Origin of the sequence: Plebeiibacterium marinum, assembly GCF_026013615.1 — a bacterium.
In the GTDB taxonomy this organism is placed as follows: domain Bacteria; phylum Bacteroidota; class Bacteroidia; order Bacteroidales; family Marinilabiliaceae; genus Saccharicrinis; species Saccharicrinis marinus_A.
The window spans coordinates 35,031-51,087 of record NZ_JAPDPI010000017.1; the positions used below are offsets into that span (position 1 = coordinate 35,031).

Annotated in this window: 13 protein-coding genes; 6 read left to right on the forward strand and 7 right to left on the reverse strand. The window is 36.1% G+C overall.

The features are described from left to right. On the reverse strand, nucleotides 1-2,997 hold the full coding sequence (locus OM074_RS09685) for a hypothetical protein (RefSeq protein WP_301199268.1): 2,997 nt from the start codon (nucleotides 2,995-2,997) through the stop codon (nucleotides 1-3). A 183-nt stretch (nucleotides 2,998-3,180) separates the two neighbouring features. Between OM074_RS09685 and OM074_RS09690 the strand changes: the two genes are divergently transcribed. Both OM074_RS09690 and OM074_RS09695 read left to right on the forward strand, forming a co-directional pair. Next, complete coding sequence (locus tag OM074_RS09690; protein WP_301199269.1) at nucleotides 3,181-4,866, forward strand: alpha-amylase family glycosyl hydrolase; 1,686 nt, start codon at nucleotides 3,181-3,183, stop codon at nucleotides 4,864-4,866. Nucleotides 4,867-5,013: 147 nt separating this feature from the next. Further along, nucleotides 5,014-5,340 (forward strand): hypothetical protein, encoded by a 327-nt coding sequence (locus tag OM074_RS09695; RefSeq protein WP_301199271.1) that lies wholly within the window; start codon nucleotides 5,014-5,016, stop codon nucleotides 5,338-5,340. Nucleotides 5,341-5,402: 62 nt separating this feature from the next. Here OM074_RS09695 and OM074_RS09700 read toward each other — a convergent pair whose 3' ends face one another. The 4 genes from OM074_RS09700 to lspA form a co-directional block, all read right to left on the reverse strand. Next, entirely contained in the window at nucleotides 5,403-6,689 is a 1,287-nt protein-coding gene (locus tag OM074_RS09700) for a metallophosphoesterase (protein WP_301199272.1), read from the reverse strand. Nucleotides 6,690-6,839: 150 nt separating this feature from the next. After that, on the reverse strand, nucleotides 6,840-7,079 hold the full coding sequence (locus OM074_RS09705) for a hypothetical protein (RefSeq protein WP_301199273.1): 240 nt from the start codon (nucleotides 7,077-7,079) through the stop codon (nucleotides 6,840-6,842). An 18-nt stretch (nucleotides 7,080-7,097) separates the two neighbouring features. Then, nucleotides 7,098-7,352 (reverse strand): putative signal transducing protein, encoded by a 255-nt coding sequence (locus OM074_RS09710; protein ID WP_301199274.1) that lies wholly within the window; start codon nucleotides 7,350-7,352, stop codon nucleotides 7,098-7,100. 466 nt (nucleotides 7,353-7,818) lie between these two features. After that, entirely contained in the window at nucleotides 7,819-8,322 is a 504-nt protein-coding gene (gene lspA / locus OM074_RS09715) for a signal peptidase II (RefSeq protein ID WP_301199276.1), read from the reverse strand. A gap of 161 nt (nucleotides 8,323-8,483) precedes the next feature. Here lspA and OM074_RS09720 point away from each other — a divergent pair, with 161 nt between their 5' ends. From OM074_RS09720 to OM074_RS09730, 3 genes are all read left to right on the forward strand, one after another. Then, nucleotides 8,484-9,677: a saccharopine dehydrogenase family protein gene (locus tag OM074_RS09720; RefSeq protein ID WP_301199277.1), complete on the forward strand. Its 1,194-nt coding sequence runs from the start codon at nucleotides 8,484-8,486 to the stop codon at nucleotides 9,675-9,677. 128 nt (nucleotides 9,678-9,805) lie between these two features. Further along, nucleotides 9,806-10,942 (forward strand): carboxynorspermidine decarboxylase, encoded by a 1,137-nt coding sequence (gene nspC / locus OM074_RS09725; protein ID WP_301199279.1) that lies wholly within the window; start codon nucleotides 9,806-9,808, stop codon nucleotides 10,940-10,942. Nucleotides 10,943-11,029: 87 nt separating this feature from the next. Further along, the gene (locus OM074_RS09730; protein WP_301199280.1) at nucleotides 11,030-12,922 is read left to right on the forward strand and encodes a sensor histidine kinase; all 1,893 of its coding nucleotides are present in this window, start codon (nucleotides 11,030-11,032) and stop codon (nucleotides 12,920-12,922) included. Between the two features lie 9 nt (nucleotides 12,923-12,931). On the opposite strand, the gene OM074_RS09735 is transcribed toward OM074_RS09730, so the two are convergent. Further along, complete coding sequence (locus tag OM074_RS09735; protein WP_301199282.1) at nucleotides 12,932-13,837, reverse strand: 3'(2'),5'-bisphosphate nucleotidase CysQ family protein; 906 nt, start codon at nucleotides 13,835-13,837, stop codon at nucleotides 12,932-12,934. 62 nt (nucleotides 13,838-13,899) lie between these two features. Beyond that, nucleotides 13,900-14,877 (reverse strand): oxidoreductase family protein, encoded by a 978-nt coding sequence (locus OM074_RS09740; RefSeq protein ID WP_301199283.1) that lies wholly within the window; start codon nucleotides 14,875-14,877, stop codon nucleotides 13,900-13,902. A 268-nt stretch (nucleotides 14,878-15,145) separates the two neighbouring features. Here OM074_RS09740 and OM074_RS09745 point away from each other — a divergent pair, with 268 nt between their 5' ends. Then, nucleotides 15,146-15,925 (forward strand): Rossmann-like and DUF2520 domain-containing protein, encoded by a 780-nt coding sequence (locus OM074_RS09745; RefSeq protein WP_301199284.1) that lies wholly within the window; start codon nucleotides 15,146-15,148, stop codon nucleotides 15,923-15,925. The last annotated feature ends 132 nt before the right edge of the window (nucleotides 15,926-16,057 follow it).

Consider the following 16,057-nt stretch of genomic DNA (forward strand, 5'->3'; position numbering starts at 1 on the left):
TTATTTTTTCCCTACCGAAAAACCGGAAATATTCAAGCCCAGTAAAAATTCATGATGATTACTGTTTATATCTAACAATCGTGCATATCTATAACCCACCGATAGCGGATAAATAAACCGCAATACATGAACTTCGCCTCTAAATTCTACTCCCAATGATTTAAGCTCATACGATGCTGTATTATTTTGCCGTGTTACTGCATCAGTGATCTCCTGCCATCCTTTTGTATAATCAAAAAACACATTTGATGTTATGCGTTTTAAATATAAAATCCCCGGTAACGATATATCCGGATTACAAAGGGGGAAGATATAATCAGCTTTAAAGGAGTATAACCGATTGTTTGCATACCTCCCGTATCCCCGTGCAAAATTCACATAATCTCCCAATGTCCTATATGCAACAATTTCAGTACTACCGTTATCATATTCTTCGCCTTTTAATTTTGTTTGGTATTCGTTATCAACCCTGACCGAATGATGCTTTAGAAAACCGGGAAAATACAAACGGGAACTGAAACCCCAAATACTACCTGCATCAATTCCATTGAATGGAGTACTTTGATAATTTAACTGAAACAGCTGCCCCCAACGGGTAGTTACATCCCTTTCCGAACGCTTCATTAAGTGATGATAATAAAGTCCATACTCCATTGTTGAATAGTCAACACTGGAGTTATAAATTATCGATTCAGAACCTTGCACAGGAATCCACCGATTAATACCCTGAGTATATTCGGTCCGGTTTATTTCATATCCCGACCGATGAAAAAAGTTATAATCAACAGATGGTTGTAACAAACTATAATACTTATTTTTAGTCAGGTTTAAAGGAAGTTTCAATCCTGCTTCAATCTGTGTTTGGTGAATTTTTTCATTAGCCAGCAAATAAAAAGCTTCATTGTCATTTCCATATAGTCCATCATATACTACTTTGTCATCTCCATGCTTAACATCCACTTCAAAAACAGGATAAAAGCCCCTGTACTGAAAATTAAAGTGATATTTCTCCAGTTTTTTTTGCGAATCTGCATTATATCCAACCGAAGTAATGGCCGTTCCCAATAAGTTCTGCGAAAATGTAGATAAGCCTGCATTAACAACTTCATCATTGATACTTATAAAAGCCGGTGCCCAACTATGGAAATTAAATAAATTCCATTTTGAATATTTTTTTACCTGATAATCCTGGATAGTATCTATCGATATAAAATCAGGTTGCCCGGATTCCTGTTTTGAAATGGTATGATACAACTTTTTTGAGTGATTGCTTACCCGCGACAAAGGTACATTCAACAAATCCCCTTCTGATGCTTTAGCCACCATAAATCCATCAGCAGTATATGTATTAAATACAATTTCTCCAGAATGGTTATTAAATACAGCATGGGAACAACCATATTGCGACTGCGTTAACTGTTTCACCTCTTTTGATCCCCTATCAACGGCATAAATCTCCTCTGTTCCACTAAAACCAGCTGTTAGTAAAATCGTATTGTTATCTTTCCATGACACATACCTGATATCCTGATACGAATCCACTACAACATCATTCACATCTCCACCATTCGCACCAACCACACAAACCCTTTTCCCCTTATCCGACAAGGAGATATACACAATCTCATCTCCATTCATATTCCATGATGGCGACATGATGTAATCTGATGCATTATTTACAAATTCTTTAACCTCTTTACCCGAAAACCTATCAACAATCACCAGGTTATATTTATTATCAGTACTTACTTTTACTGCGGCAATGAATTTTCCATCCGGACTAATTTCCGGAGCAAAATACCTTGATTTTTTTGTTACAACACTCAATTTTGAATTTGACAAATCGAAGCATTTAATTACAGACCATGCCTGGTTTTCCCAACGTGCATCAGGGGTATATTCTGCCCAACAAACAACATGGTTTCCATACGAAAATGGCTCATCATTTTTTTGTCCGGGAGTAAAAATTGTAGAATAATTGCCCAAGGAGTCTATTTTTACAAAACGAGTTATTTCTCCAGGTCCGGAAATTTCTGCAATAATATTTCCCTCTTCAGTAACAAGCGGGTATTTGAAATTTATATAGGCATCATTCCTTTTCGAAATCAACTGGAAATTTGTTTTTACCGTTTCACCATCCTGGCTCTCCCAATCTTTATGCAAACCAGCAAAAACGTTTTTATATAGCTGATCTTTATTATATCCAATCTTATTTATAATTCCATTACTAAAAGGGTAAAACCACATACTATTCCTGCCCGTATTGAATAAAGCCTCCTCCCAAATTTGGGCACCATACCGAGCCCTTGCTCCCGCCACCAATTGATACCCCATTTCGTAATAATTGGGCGTAAAATCACGATACGATCCAAAATACGCCTTATCATATGAATAAATACCCTTTTCCATTATCTGCGCCCGGATTCTCTGTTCGAACCATGGCGAGCGCCCCCTTCCCGATTTTGATAGTGCCGTTTCTGCAGCAACAGCATCCCCTTCCAAAAACCACATAGGCACATTTAAACCCAACACTGCACCTACAGCCTGTTCTCCCAAAACATAACTCAAAATCTTTGTAAAACCTGTATTAAGTTTATCTATCTGTACTACATGCCTGAATTCGTGCATGGCCAATTGTTGCAACCATTCTTGCGCATGCATCTGTTGATTTGGGGTAGGAAATAACTCAATCCGCTTGGGCGCCCAGCTTACAAAACCATTTGAATATGAAGTTTCCGGATGAATTAAAACACTTATTTTTTTAGGCTGATGATTTAATGATTCTGAACCATATTTGTAAACCTCTTCAAAAACTTTAGCGAGATACTGTGCCTTCCCAATATAACCGGAAGGGAATACCAATTTAAAATTATCCGTTTCTATTTTATTCCATTTTAAGGAGGCGGGATCTTCTCCCGAAGTATAATACTGCGAAAATGTTACGAGAGGAAAACAAAGAAAAATACCCAGTATAAGAAGAAAAACTTTACAATTCATTATCATTTTTTATATAATGGATAAAAATAGTTTAAAATTTCAAAGTAACACAAGGTTATTGATTCCTGTTAAAATCTTTGATATTGTTACAAATTTAAAACTTGATGCACTTACATTTTTAATACCAAAATTGTATTTTTAGTGATTTGAAACCTGAATCTTTTAACATCATTCTACACACATATGCAAAAAATAGTTATTTACCAGATATTTACCCGCCTCTTTGGCAACAATAACACATCAAAAATAAAGAATGGCACCATTGAACAAAATGGATGTGGAAAGATGAACAGCTTTACTCCAAAAGCACTCCACGAAATTAAAAACATGGGTATCACTCACGTTTGGTATACAGGCATTATAGAACACGCCACTACTACCGATTATTCCAGCCTTGGCATTTCAAAAGACTATCCTGAGGTAATCAAGGGAAAAGCAGGATCTCCTTATGCAATTAAGGATTACTATGATGTGTGCCCGGATTTAGCTACAAATGTTACTGAAAGAATGAATGAATTTGAGGGCTTGGTCAGTAGAAGCCATGACGCCGGCTTAAAAGTTATCATTGATTTTGTCCCCAATCATCTGGCCCGACATTATATTTCCGACAACAAACCTCAAGGCATAAATGACTTTGGAGAAAATGATGACACTTCTGTAAATTTCAGTGCCAGTAACAATTTTTATTATTTACCCGACGAAACTTTTGATGGCCCTATAACCCCCAAAAATGCGGATCGCCTGATAGAAAAACCTGCAAAAGTAACCGGGAACGACTGCTTATCTTCAAAACCGGGCATAAACGATTGGTATGAAACCATCAAACTTAATTATGGGATAAACATATTTGATGGCAGCAAACACTTCGACCCCATTCCGGATACATGGCAAAAAATGTATGATGTACTCCTGTTTTGGGCGGATAAAAAAATTGACGGTTTTAGATGCGACATGGCCGAAATGGTACCTGTTGAGTTTTGGCATTGGGTAATTCCTAAGATAAAAGAAAAATATCCTAAAGTTATTTTCATTGCCGAGGTGTACAACCCCGACCTGTATCGTCAGTACATTACTTATGGTGGTTTTGATTTTTTATACGATAAAGTTGGCATGTACGACACCTTAAAAGATATTATCCAGGGACATAAACAACCCAATGCCATTACCAAAGCCTGGGACGTTTTAAATGGAATACATCAACACATGCTTTTCTTCCTGGAAAACCATGATGAACAAAGGATCGCCTCTCCGTATTTTGCTGGCAACCCCCATAAAGCAATTCCAGCATTAATTATATCCGGTTTAATGTACTCCAATCCCTTAATGATATACTTTGGTCAGGAACTGGGAGAACCCGGTATGGAAGAAGAAGGATTTAGCGGGAAGGACGGAAGAACCACAATCTTTGATTATTGGAGTATCGATTTAATCGAAAAATGGATTAACAATGGTTCCTTTGACAATGCCATGCTGCCTGAGGACAATGCTGACCTTCAAAAGTGGTATAAAAAATTCCTGAATATACTGCACGACTACGAGGAAATTAAAGAAGGGAAGTTTTACGATCTGATGTGGGCAAACGAAGACAATCCATATTTTGACAGCTCTAAACTCTATGCATTTTTAAGGTATCACGAAGGCAACATTCTATTGGTTGTTGTAAACTTCTCACCCGAAAAAATAAAATGCAGAATAAAAATTCCGGCACATGCATTTTTTACTATAGGAGTTGAAAGCAATAAGTTTTTTAAAGGAGTTGATATTTTAACCCAAAAGAACAAAGTGAGTTTTCCTCAGGAAGTAGCCATAACCAATGGGCTTGGCGTTAAAGTGGCACCATATTCGGGACGGGTTTATGAACTAAAATAATCTGTAAACAATTTTAAGCCAAAGCGATATATTCAATTTTTATGCATTCTAAATTGAATATCAATACACAATTCCTCTTTTAATTGGAAAGAATATGTAGTATATTATAAGTACTATTTGTTAATCTAAATTTAGGAGGAATTCTATATGTCAAAAGTCGATTTTTCTTTCAACATTTCTTTAGATGATTCAGAATTTATTCAGGTGGGAGATAATATTTATACAACACAAGAATCTATTCACAGAGAACAGCCAGCCATTCATTTCATAGGCTCCAGATGCCTTGATATACTGAAACACTTTGAAGGAAGGCTAACTACTAAAATAATTAACGACTGGCTGCTGCTTATCAAAGCCATGGATCAAACAACCAGCTCCAGAAATAAATGGGATAATTATAAAATTATAGAAGAGCTCATAAACGGACAGGATCACTCTGTATCCTGGTACGTTAATAATTGTGCAGTAGCATAATTCTCAGTTAACAATTATCGTTTATCAGTAATCAATTAAAAAAATTGGTTACTGATATTTTTTTACATAGGCTCTGTACCTACAGGCCCTTTACTTAACTGAATAACCGTAATTTCAGGGGGCATCCCTATTCGGGCTGGCATTCCTAAAAAGCCCAGTCCCCTGTTCACATACATAAACTGGTTTTTGTTTTGATACAAACCATCCCACTTTTTAAACTTATATTTTGCCGGGCTCCATTTAAATCCTTTCCAGTCAATACCAAACTGCATGCCGTGTGTATGCCCTGCTAGCATTAAATCATATGCTGTTTTATCCACAACCTCTGCATCCCAGTGATCCGGATCATGCGACAATAGTATTTTAAACGGGAATCCATCTGTACCTGCCATAGCTTTCTGAAGGTCTCCATAACGGGGAAAAGGATCATGCCCCCAGTTTTCAACTCCTGTTAAAGCAATTTCTTCCCCTTCTTTTTCTATAGAAACAGAATGATCACGCAGCAGCCTGAAACCAAACTTTTTATGGGCATCTACAATACCCTGAAAATTCCTCTGTTTCTCTTCCGGCGTATTCCAATCTGTATAATCACCATAATCATGATTCCCTAAAATAGAAAACTTACCGTATCGGGCTTTAAGTTGTGTAAATACTTTCTCCCATCCGTAGGTTTCTTCCTGAAAATTATTCACCAAATCTCCGGTAAAAAATATAGCGTCGGCATGTTCATCATTAATAATATCAACAATACCTTCAAGTTTGTGATAATTGCTGGCAAAAGATCCCAGGTGAATATCTGATATGTGGATAATCTTAAAACCATCAAAAGCTGATGGCAAATTTGGGAAACTCAAACGTTGGTGTCGGGTAAAAAAGTTAAAGCGACCTTTGTGCATCCCAAAAATAAGGGATATAAATGGTGCGGTAGCAAAGATTATTCCTACCTGACTCAGGAATTTTTTACGGCTGATGCGCGGATACCTGATCGTTGTCTGCTCCTTTGAATACTTTTTATTTTTCCATAGTTGGGTTATAGCTGAAACCACCATAAATAAACCATAATAAAATAAGAAGAATGCCTTTGGCAAGTATATAAACAAGCATATGGCATTAGCCATCATAAACCAAATATAAAATTCTGGCGATGATGCATCACGAATAGATTGCGTTAAATAATAATAGGAAACAATTTCAAATACAGGAACTATAAAAAAGAGAAAAGTCCCCAACCATTTAGTTGTTTTATCCATTGGTTTTTCAACTTCCCGTTTCCAAACCAAAAATGCCAAGGCATCAACAACTAAAATAAAAACAGCAATAAATAAAAACGCTACAAAAGTTAGCTTCATATCAACAATTTAATACCCCACCATCATTCTTATTGCCGACAGTTTTGTTTTTAAGGTTGTGCAATGTTACGCATTATATTATAAAAGGTTATATTAATAAAGGTTAAACTTTTAAGAAAGAGGAATAAAGCAACATTTTCAACGTTTAAATTAACTATTCAACACCTCTCCAGTCATCTCATAAACCAAATATTCCTTACCCCCAACTGTAGTACCCCTATGGCTTTGTTTCATCCCACATTTTTCAAGAATTTCCAACCTCGACCATTTGCTTTTCCCATTGGATACATATCTCATATTCTCTTCTTTGTTATAGATTTTATGAAAGTAATCAATATCATCAGGTACGATATGCCGAAGAAGTATTCTGGACGATTGAGCAATGACCATATGTTTCCAAACAAATAATTACAGGTTCTTATTTATATGATTAAAATATTCATCTACCAACTTTTTTGCCTGCTCCATTTCCGAATCCGGAACAAAAATCTTAACCGGATTAGCTCCGCCGGCAGAAACATTCCAAGGGGCAATAGTACCCATATATTCATCTTTTAAATATGCTTCAATGCCAGAATCCGACAAATAGCTTTTTACAATTCCGGCTTCTACAGAAGGACCGGAATATATTTCCACTAAATTATTTCCTGTGTCTGTTTTCATATCTATTTAGTATATAAAAATGCAACCCCAAGATAACAAACTCTTAATAATATTCTGAGGAATAAAGTCAATAATTATATCTTAAGATAGACTACAACCTCACATCGCCTATACTACCCGCAGAAATAGAATGTCCGGTTATGCCCTTACTTAAAATGATTCAATCAGGATAATTTATGCATTAAAAAAAGCAGAAACCTGTAACCTTTTAACAGACTTCTGCTCTTTTGCGCAATTATATAATTATAATTGTAATTGGATAGTGAAAATGCAATTTTCCAGACTGCGGCTGAACAAACTTTAACTTATATTATTCGTATAAAGCTTATTCCGCTTTGTTCTTTCTTTAACAAATTTAGTTAATGGTTTTTCTAATCTCACACCCTTCATCACCATAAAACTGCCATTCGTCAAAATAATTATTGCATTTCTCTATCCTTTACAATTATCTACAGTACAATCAGCATTATTTTTTTGCAGTATTTTTCCTATTCAGAACCTGCTCAAATAGTATCATAAAAAATCCAAGAGTAACAGATATATCTGCCATATTTACAATTCCGGTATGGAAAATCACAAAATCAAAATAAAGAAAATCGGTAACAGACCCGAACAAAATCCGATCCCATATATTACCAATGCCACCGCCAATAATAAAACAAATGGCAACGAACACAACCAATGATATCTCTTTATGCTTTACCAGATAATAAACACCGTACCCAATAGCTATCAATGGCAAAAGGATCATCAGCAATATATATAAGGGTTTGGGAAGAGAATCTCCCATACCCAAAAAAGCTCCAGTATTTTCAACCTTTGTAAGTATTAAATACTTCCCTACAACTTCTGTTTGCTTATGGTATTCAACCTTATCCCGTACTATTTCTTTAGTTATTTGATCACAAGCTACATTAGCTATAATCAATAAGAATATTACAATTATTCTGTTAGTGGTTTTCGCTATCATTTTACCAATATTTTAAAACATTTTCTTTTATTATTCACGAGCTAAATTTAGATATTTATCAATAAAATATTTCCTAAACTATTTACATTATTCAAAAAATAATCTTTCTTTGCCATGTTAAACATTTATACATAAACACTTATTTTGAAACACATAAAAAGATGGGAAAAGTCTTGATAATAGGTGCCGGTGGTGTAGGCACTGTGGTAGCCACAAAAATGGCTGGATTACCTGAGGTTTTTACTGAAATTATGTTGGCAAGCCGCACAAAAAGCAAATGCGATGTTATTGCTGAAAAAATTGGAAACAACCGTGTTAAAACCGCTCAGGTTGATGCTGATAATGTTCCTGAATTGGTTGAGTTGATCAAATCCTTTGGTCCGGATATCGTTGTAAATGTGGCCTTGCCATATCAAGACCTTCATATTATGGATGCCTGTTTGGAAACTGGTGTTGCTTATTTAGATACAGCAAACTATGAGCCACTGGATGAAGCCAAATATGAATACAAATGGCAATGGGCTTATCACGATAAGTTTAAAGATGCTGGTATCACCGCCATTCTTGGATGTGGATTTGACCCAGGCGTAACAAGCATTTATACAGCACATGCCGCCAAACATCATTTTGACGAGATCCAGTATCTGGATATTGTTGACTGTAACGGAGGCGACCATGGTAAAGCTTTTGCCACTAACTTTAATCCCGAAATCAATATTCGTGAAGTAACCCAAAAAGGAAAATACTGGCAGGATGGAAAATGGGTTGAAACAGAGCCACATGAAATCCATAAGCCTTTAAATTACCCGAACATAGGTGATCGTGAATCATATTTGATTTACCATGAAGAATTAGAATCGTTGGTGAAAAACTTCCCAACAATTAAACGTGCCCGTTTTTGGATGACTTTTGGTCAGGAATACCTTACCCACCTTAGGGTAATCCAAAATATTGGTATGGCAGGTATTGAACCAATTATGTACGAAGGTAAGGAGATTGTACCTATACAATTCTTAAAAGCCGTACTTCCTGATCCGGGTGATCTTGGCGAAAACTATACCGGCGAAACATCTATAGGATGTAGAATAAAAGGATTAAAAGACGGGAAAGAAAAAACATATTATATCTATAACAACTGTAGCCATCAGGCTGCTTTTGAAGAAACCGGTGCACAAGGGGTAAGTTATACAACCGGTGTTCCCGCTACTATTGGAGCAATGATGTATCTTCAGGGATTATGGAAAAAAGCAGGTGTTTATAATGTTGAGGAATTTAATCCAGATCCATTTATGGAAAAATTAAATCAACTTGGATTGCCATGGGTTGAAGAACACGATATTGATTTAGAGTTATAATATAATTGCTCGCAAAGAGCACCATGGATATTTACAAAGCTCGCAAAGTTATATTATGCGAGCTTTTTTTAATTTTAAACTCTTTACGATAAAACCTTGTGCATACTTGCGCATAACAAAAAATGCATATGAATTACTCCAACATCCCCTCACCTTGTTATGTTTTAAACGAAGATATACTTCGTAAAAACCTGGAATTAATCAAATCAGTAAAGGATCGCTCTGGTGCAGAAATTATCCTGGCATTTAAATCTTTTGCTATGTGGGGAGCTTTTCCAATTATCAGGGAATACATTAAAGTGGCTACTGCAAGTTCTGTAAACGAGGCCCAACTGGCATTTGAAGAAATGGGAAGTAAAGCTCACACCTATGCCCCGGCATATACCGATGCTGACTTTGATACTATTATGGGCTATAGCTCGCATATTACATTCAATTCTTTAAACCAGTACAACCGTTTTAAAGATAAAGTGCTTGCTCACCCTCATAAAATATCGATGGGCTTGCGTATCAACCCAGAATACTCAACCGTTGAAACGGATTTATACAACCCATGCTCGCCAGGAACCCGCCTGGGAATTGCCATAGAAGATATGCCTTCGGAACTTCCTGATGGAATTGAAGGATTACACTTCCATACCCTGTGCGAATCCAAATCATTCGACCTGCAAAAGACACTGGAAGCTGTAGAAAGTAAATTTGGCAAATACTTGTCAAAAATTAAATGGCTAAATATGGGAGGCGGTCATTTAATGACTCATAAAGATTATGACGTAGAGCATCTGGTAACCGTACTTAAAGCCTTTAAAAAGAAGTGGAATATACAGCTCATACTGGAACCGGGAAGTGCATTCAACTGGGGAACAGGTGTTTTGGTAAGTTCGGTAGTTGATATAGTTGAAAATAAAGGAATAAAGACGGCGCTTTTAGATGTTTCGTTTGCTGCCCATATGCCCGACTGCCTTGAAATGCCATATCAACCCGGCATAAAGAATGCGTATATGCAGGCTGTTGACGGAAAGCCAACATACAGGATGGGAGGCAACAGTTGTTTGGCTGGTGATTTTGTGGGAGACTATTCATTTGATAAGGAGCTTCAGGTTGGTGATTTAGTTGTATTTGAAGATATGATTCACTACACCATGGTAAAAACAACCATGTTTAATGGCGTAAACCATCCTTCTATTGGCATATGGAACTCTAAGGAAGGTTTCAGGCTGCTTAGAAAATTTGGATATGAAGATTACAAAGGTAGAATGGGGTAAATATTGAAATCCTCCAATTATTTTATTGGTAAAAAATTCGTTATTTAACTTCAAAATCCTACATTGTTGCAAAAAAGAAGTTCGGGTATGATTAAATTCAAAAAAATAAGATTTCAGCTACAGTTAATATTAGGAATCTTTGTTTTGCTAATCATATCCTTACTTGTTATTATACATATAACCACCTTAAAAAGATCATTAATAAACGAGTACAGGGAAAAAAACCTGTTTACTGTTTTAAAAGCGTCCCAGAGTTCTTTTCACACCATATTACACAAAGCCATTGAAACCTCTGAATTGCTTGCTGAAGATCCAACTCTTACCTCCTGGTTTTTAAGTGGTGAAAAGGATGACAAACTCAAACAGCTTGCACTTTCCCGACTTGACTTCCTGCAAAAAAATTACAATTACCCTACCGTTTTTGCTGTAAACAGCATTACCAAAAACTACTGGAGTGAAGATTTCAACCTATTGGATGTTGTATCAGGCTTTGATCCTGACGATAGCTGGTTTTACAACACGATAGACAACAAAATAAAAACATCATTAAATTTTGATTACAACCGGGATCTGAATAAATCGATTCTTTTTGTCAATGTAATAATGGGAAAAACAACCAATCCCATTGGAGTTGCCGGTGTTGGCATAGATCCATCAATGATAATTACTGATTTTAACCAACACAAACCATCACCAAACTCAAGACTATGGCTCGTTGAAGGAAACGGGAATGTGATCATGAGCCAGAATGTAAAAGAAATCAACTTCCCGATATCGCGCCAGTTTAACCCGGAGGTTGTGGATATGATTTTGTCGGACAATAAAGAAAATGCCATTTCAAATATAAAACATAACAAAACAAAGGTTGAACTTGCCTATATGCCTTTATATAATGGCAGGTACAAACTTATTATGACAGTCCCCAGAGTTGAGCTTTTCCCCATATTTTCTGCTGTTGAAAAGCAGACTGCTATTTTTAGTGTTTTGTTTTTACTAATAACCCTGGTAATTGTAAATTTTTTGTCGCGAGGTATAACCACCCCTTTGTTACGCTTAAAAAAACTATCGGACAGTATTGCTAAAGGAAATCTTGAAACTTCAACCGATAATTTTTTATTGTCAAGAGAAGATGAAATCGGAAGTCTGGCCAGAGCTTTTGAGAACATGAAAATGCAGATTTCGAATTATATCCATGAAATTAACACTACAAATGACAATTTAAAAACAGATAAAGAAAAACTTAGAAAAACCAATCAAAGGCTAAATCAGGCATTAATCAAAGCCTCAGAAAGCGAAAAACTAACCCAGGCATTTTTAGCAAACATCAGTCATGAAATCAGGACGCCCATGAATAGTATTATGGGATTTTCACAGATTCTGGAAGCCTGCGAATCAGATCCTAAAGAATTCAAGGAATACACTGATTTGATTTTAAAAGGAAGCGAACAATTATTATCTATTTTGGATAGTATTATCAATTTATCAAAAATTGAATCAGGGGTGATGAAACCCAAGTGGGATAAAATAAACCTGGCAAAGGTTATTAAGGAAACCTATGATATATATACCATTGCAGCCGAAAGGGAAAACCTAAAAATGATACTTGATATACCGGATGAAAACAATTCCGTTCATATCGTATCTGATTATGCTTTAATTCAGCAAGTACTCAACAACCTTATTTCTAATTCATTAAAATACACCAAAGAGGGCTATATAAAAATTGGGTATACCATACAACCAAAAATGGTAGTGGTATATGTTGAGGATAGTGGAATTGGCATCTCAAACAAAGATCAAAAGTATATTTTTGAACCGTTTAGACAAGTTACTTCAAACCATTCGGTAAAAACAACCGGTGCCGGATTGGGGCTGGCCATTGTAAACAAGATTTCGAATATTTTACACGGTAAAATCAGCGTTGAAAGCACAAAAGGTAAAGGAAGTATATTTTACTTTAAGCTCCCAAACACAATTTAAAACTACTGATTACTCAAGAAATTTAGCCAACATATTATTGCACTGAATATCGGGCACATCATAAAACAACACGCCATAATTATTCATAAAAGTAGATTCTTTACTGTTCAGGTCCAGTTTATTACCATAAATATCAGAAACAGGGACACCCAGTTCTGTAAAAATACAGGCTGTAGCGGCAAAATCCCAAATACTACCGCCGCCTTTTTCTTTTTTGGGTAATTTAAAATAACATGCAGGTCTGTTTTCCAATACCCAAATGGCATTCATAACTGCGCCCCCCTGCTTTATCATTTTAAAAGTTGAATAGCCGGAATCCATTGCCACGTCATTAACACACATGGTAATGTCCTTAAACTTCGGATGTTTTGTAAAACTCCTGTCATTAATAAGGGTAAAATATTTATCCCCCGGTCTTTTATCATCAGTCCAGGAATTTCCATTTTTAAAAGCTCCTCCTCCTAAAAAAGCATGATACACATCCATTGTTACCGGATTGCAAACTACGCCTATTACCGGTGTACCATCTTTTGCGACCAATGCTATCGACACTGAATATCCCTGATATCCCTGGGTATACGGCAATGTTCCATCCAAAGGATCGATACACCAAAAACAATCCTTTTCAAAACGACTGTTATCATCAACAATTTCTTCGGCTAAAATACCCAGGTCATACTCCCGGATGGTAGGATTAAGAATATTAAGGATTATTTCCTGACTTTTGATATCAACTTCGGTTACCACCTGCGAAGCTACAGACGTACCCCCCTGTGGTGTTAAACACCCCACTTCGTTTTTCTTTATATCAACAGTTACGTTTTCTATATCATATGATGAAATAAAAGTAGCGGCTTCTTTGGCAGCCTCTATCGCTTTTTGGCTTAATAACTGTAATACTTGTGTGCTTAACATTTCTGTGAGGTTTAAAACTGGCGCTGAAGATAAAAATATCTTCTTGAAGCGCATCACTATTTTTACTTTTTTAATTGTTGAATAATCTCCCGGGATACCTTTTCACTATAATCATTTATTTTCCAATGTCCCGGGCTCCATCCTTTTAAAAACCTGTGAAAATCAGTCCATGCATAATAATACAAAGCTCTCCACTCATTTTCAAGTCCTTCAAAATCAACGTGCTTATTCATACGTGACAAAGCCGCAGAAAGTTCTAAAAAATAGCAATTTAATATTTCCGATTCCAGTCGTTCACAATCTTCTTCATACAAACAACTCCCTACAAAGTAGGCCACATCCTTCATTCCACAACCTCCTCCAACATATTGAAAGTCGACTGCAGCAACTTTTTCACCATCATTTGAAAAGCAAAAATTGGCAAGTTTGGCATCGCCATGTACAAAGGTCTGGTATTTTGCATTGTTTAAAACACAATCAATTGCAGAAGCTGAGTTTTTCAGCTCCACATCCTCAATAACTTTTAATTCATCAGGCCGGGTATCCAAATGCCAGTATGTTCCAACCGGCCAAAGTCCCTGGGGGTTTACATTTAAAAATGTAGCATGAAAATTCGCCAGCCATTTGAGGCAGGTTTCGATATGTTTCCATTCAACAGAAGATAACCTTCTGCCAAAACCACTTGCATCCAAGTCCTCCATCACCATAAAGACCTCACTCCCGCGTTGCTCTACAGCAAGACATTCAGGCACCTTACAATATTCATCGCACATGGTTGCATATTTTTTATACCAATATGTTTCAACCTCATAGGAACGCACTTTTCTTTGATGCGAGAAATCGGTATTCCATCCCCGGGGGTGCTTATTGTTATTGGGCATCTTTACATGCTTTGCAACAACACTTTTTAGCTCACTCCCTTTCAAATCAATCCTTACAATGCTTCCATATCCACTCCATAAACTCTGGATTTCTTCATGGACAGACATTTCCTTAGCCCCTGTTGATTGTAATGTAATTTCTTTAAAATGATTGTTCATTTTATTTATTAATAAGATATACTATACCAATTTTCAAGCTTGCAAATATAGCAAATGATGAAAAAATCATTGCTTTTTAGTAAAAATTCCCGTCCATAGAATTGGACAATGAAATATTTACTCCCTATTGAGAGGTTAAGTCGATTGATATTAAACAAGCCCATTGTACACCTATAATAAATAAAATACTAACAACGATTTTTTTATATACATACCACTCCTTCTGCACAACTTATTTTATCTTTGGTAATCTTAAAAATAACACAACATGATTAGAAATATTATTTTAATTGGAGCAGGTAACCTGGCTTCACAACTAGGCTACACCCTATCCAAAAAGGGATTTAATATCAGACAGGTATATAGTTATACACTGGCTAATGCAGAATTATTGGCTGATAAAGTAAACGCATATGCTACCGATAACCTGAATGAGATACAAAAAGATGCCGACTTATATATTATCTCTGTAAAAGATGGAGCTTTATTACAAGTTATTAATCAGTTGCCCATAGTTAAAGGAATTGTGGTTCATACCGCAGGCAGTGTAAATATTGATGCTCTGTTGAAGTTTGAGAATAATGGAATTTTGTACCCTTTTCAAACTTTTAGTAAAGACCGGGATGTGGAGTTTGACTCAATACCCATTCTTATAGAATCGGACAAACCTGAAATAGAAGATAAACTAACGAAATTTGCCAAATGCTTTTCCAAAACTGTATCAAGTTGCAACTCAAATCAAAGAAAGAACATCCACCTGGCTGCTGTTTTTGCATGTAACTTTTCGAACCACATGTATGCCATTGCAGAAGAGTTGCTAAGTAAAAACAATATTAGTTTTGATGTTATTAAACCTTTAATAATAGAAACTGCATTAAAAACAGAATCGTTGAGCCCTGCTAAAGCTCAAACCGGGCCGGCTATCAGAGGGGATAAAGCTATTATGGATTCGCACCTTGAAATGCTATCCGATGACCATGAACTTCATGCTTTATATAAAAATCTAAGCAACAGAATTATTAAAATGGGCAACCAACCCAACGAATAATAAAAAGTGCGTGTCAAAAAAAACAGATCATTTACATACCTGCTTGTTTGACACGCACTTTTTTCTCTTTCAAAAAGTTGAAACCGGACAATAAAACCATACACCCCCATTTGCCCTGCCGGTTGAGGGAGA

Bases quoted from the DNA above. Each gene is read 5' to 3' on its own strand.
- OM074_RS09690 (WP_301199269.1), top strand. From the start codon at position 3,181: ATGCAAAAAATAGTTATTTACCAGATATTTACCCGCCTCTTTGGCAAC.
- OM074_RS09740 (WP_301199283.1), bottom strand. From the start codon at position 14,877: ATGAACAATCATTTTAAAGAAATTACATTACAATCAACAGGGGCTAAG.
- nspC (WP_301199279.1), top strand. From the start codon at position 9,806: ATGAATTACTCCAACATCCCCTCACCTTGTTATGTTTTAAACGAAGAT.
- OM074_RS09700 (WP_301199272.1), bottom strand. From the start codon at position 6,689: ATGAAGCTAACTTTTGTAGCGTTTTTATTTATTGCTGTTTTTATTTTA.
- OM074_RS09695 (WP_301199271.1), top strand. From the start codon at position 5,014: ATGTCAAAAGTCGATTTTTCTTTCAACATTTCTTTAGATGATTCAGAA.
- OM074_RS09735 (WP_301199282.1), bottom strand. From the start codon at position 13,837: ATGTTAAGCACACAAGTATTACAGTTATTAAGCCAAAAAGCGATAGAG.
- OM074_RS09720 (WP_301199277.1), top strand. From the start codon at position 8,484: ATGGGAAAAGTCTTGATAATAGGTGCCGGTGGTGTAGGCACTGTGGTA.
- OM074_RS09710 (WP_301199274.1), bottom strand. From the start codon at position 7,352: ATGAAAACAGACACAGGAAATAATTTAGTGGAAATATATTCCGGTCCT.
- OM074_RS09745 (WP_301199284.1), top strand. From the start codon at position 15,146: ATGATTAGAAATATTATTTTAATTGGAGCAGGTAACCTGGCTTCACAA.
- OM074_RS09685 (WP_301199268.1), bottom strand. From the start codon at position 2,997: ATGAATTGTAAAGTTTTTCTTCTTATACTGGGTATTTTTCTTTGTTTT.
- OM074_RS09705 (WP_301199273.1), bottom strand. From the start codon at position 7,079: ATGGTCATTGCTCAATCGTCCAGAATACTTCTTCGGCATATCGTACCT.
- OM074_RS09730 (WP_301199280.1), top strand. From the start codon at position 11,030: ATGATTAAATTCAAAAAAATAAGATTTCAGCTACAGTTAATATTAGGA.
- lspA (WP_301199276.1), bottom strand. From the start codon at position 8,322: ATGATAGCGAAAACCACTAACAGAATAATTGTAATATTCTTATTGATT.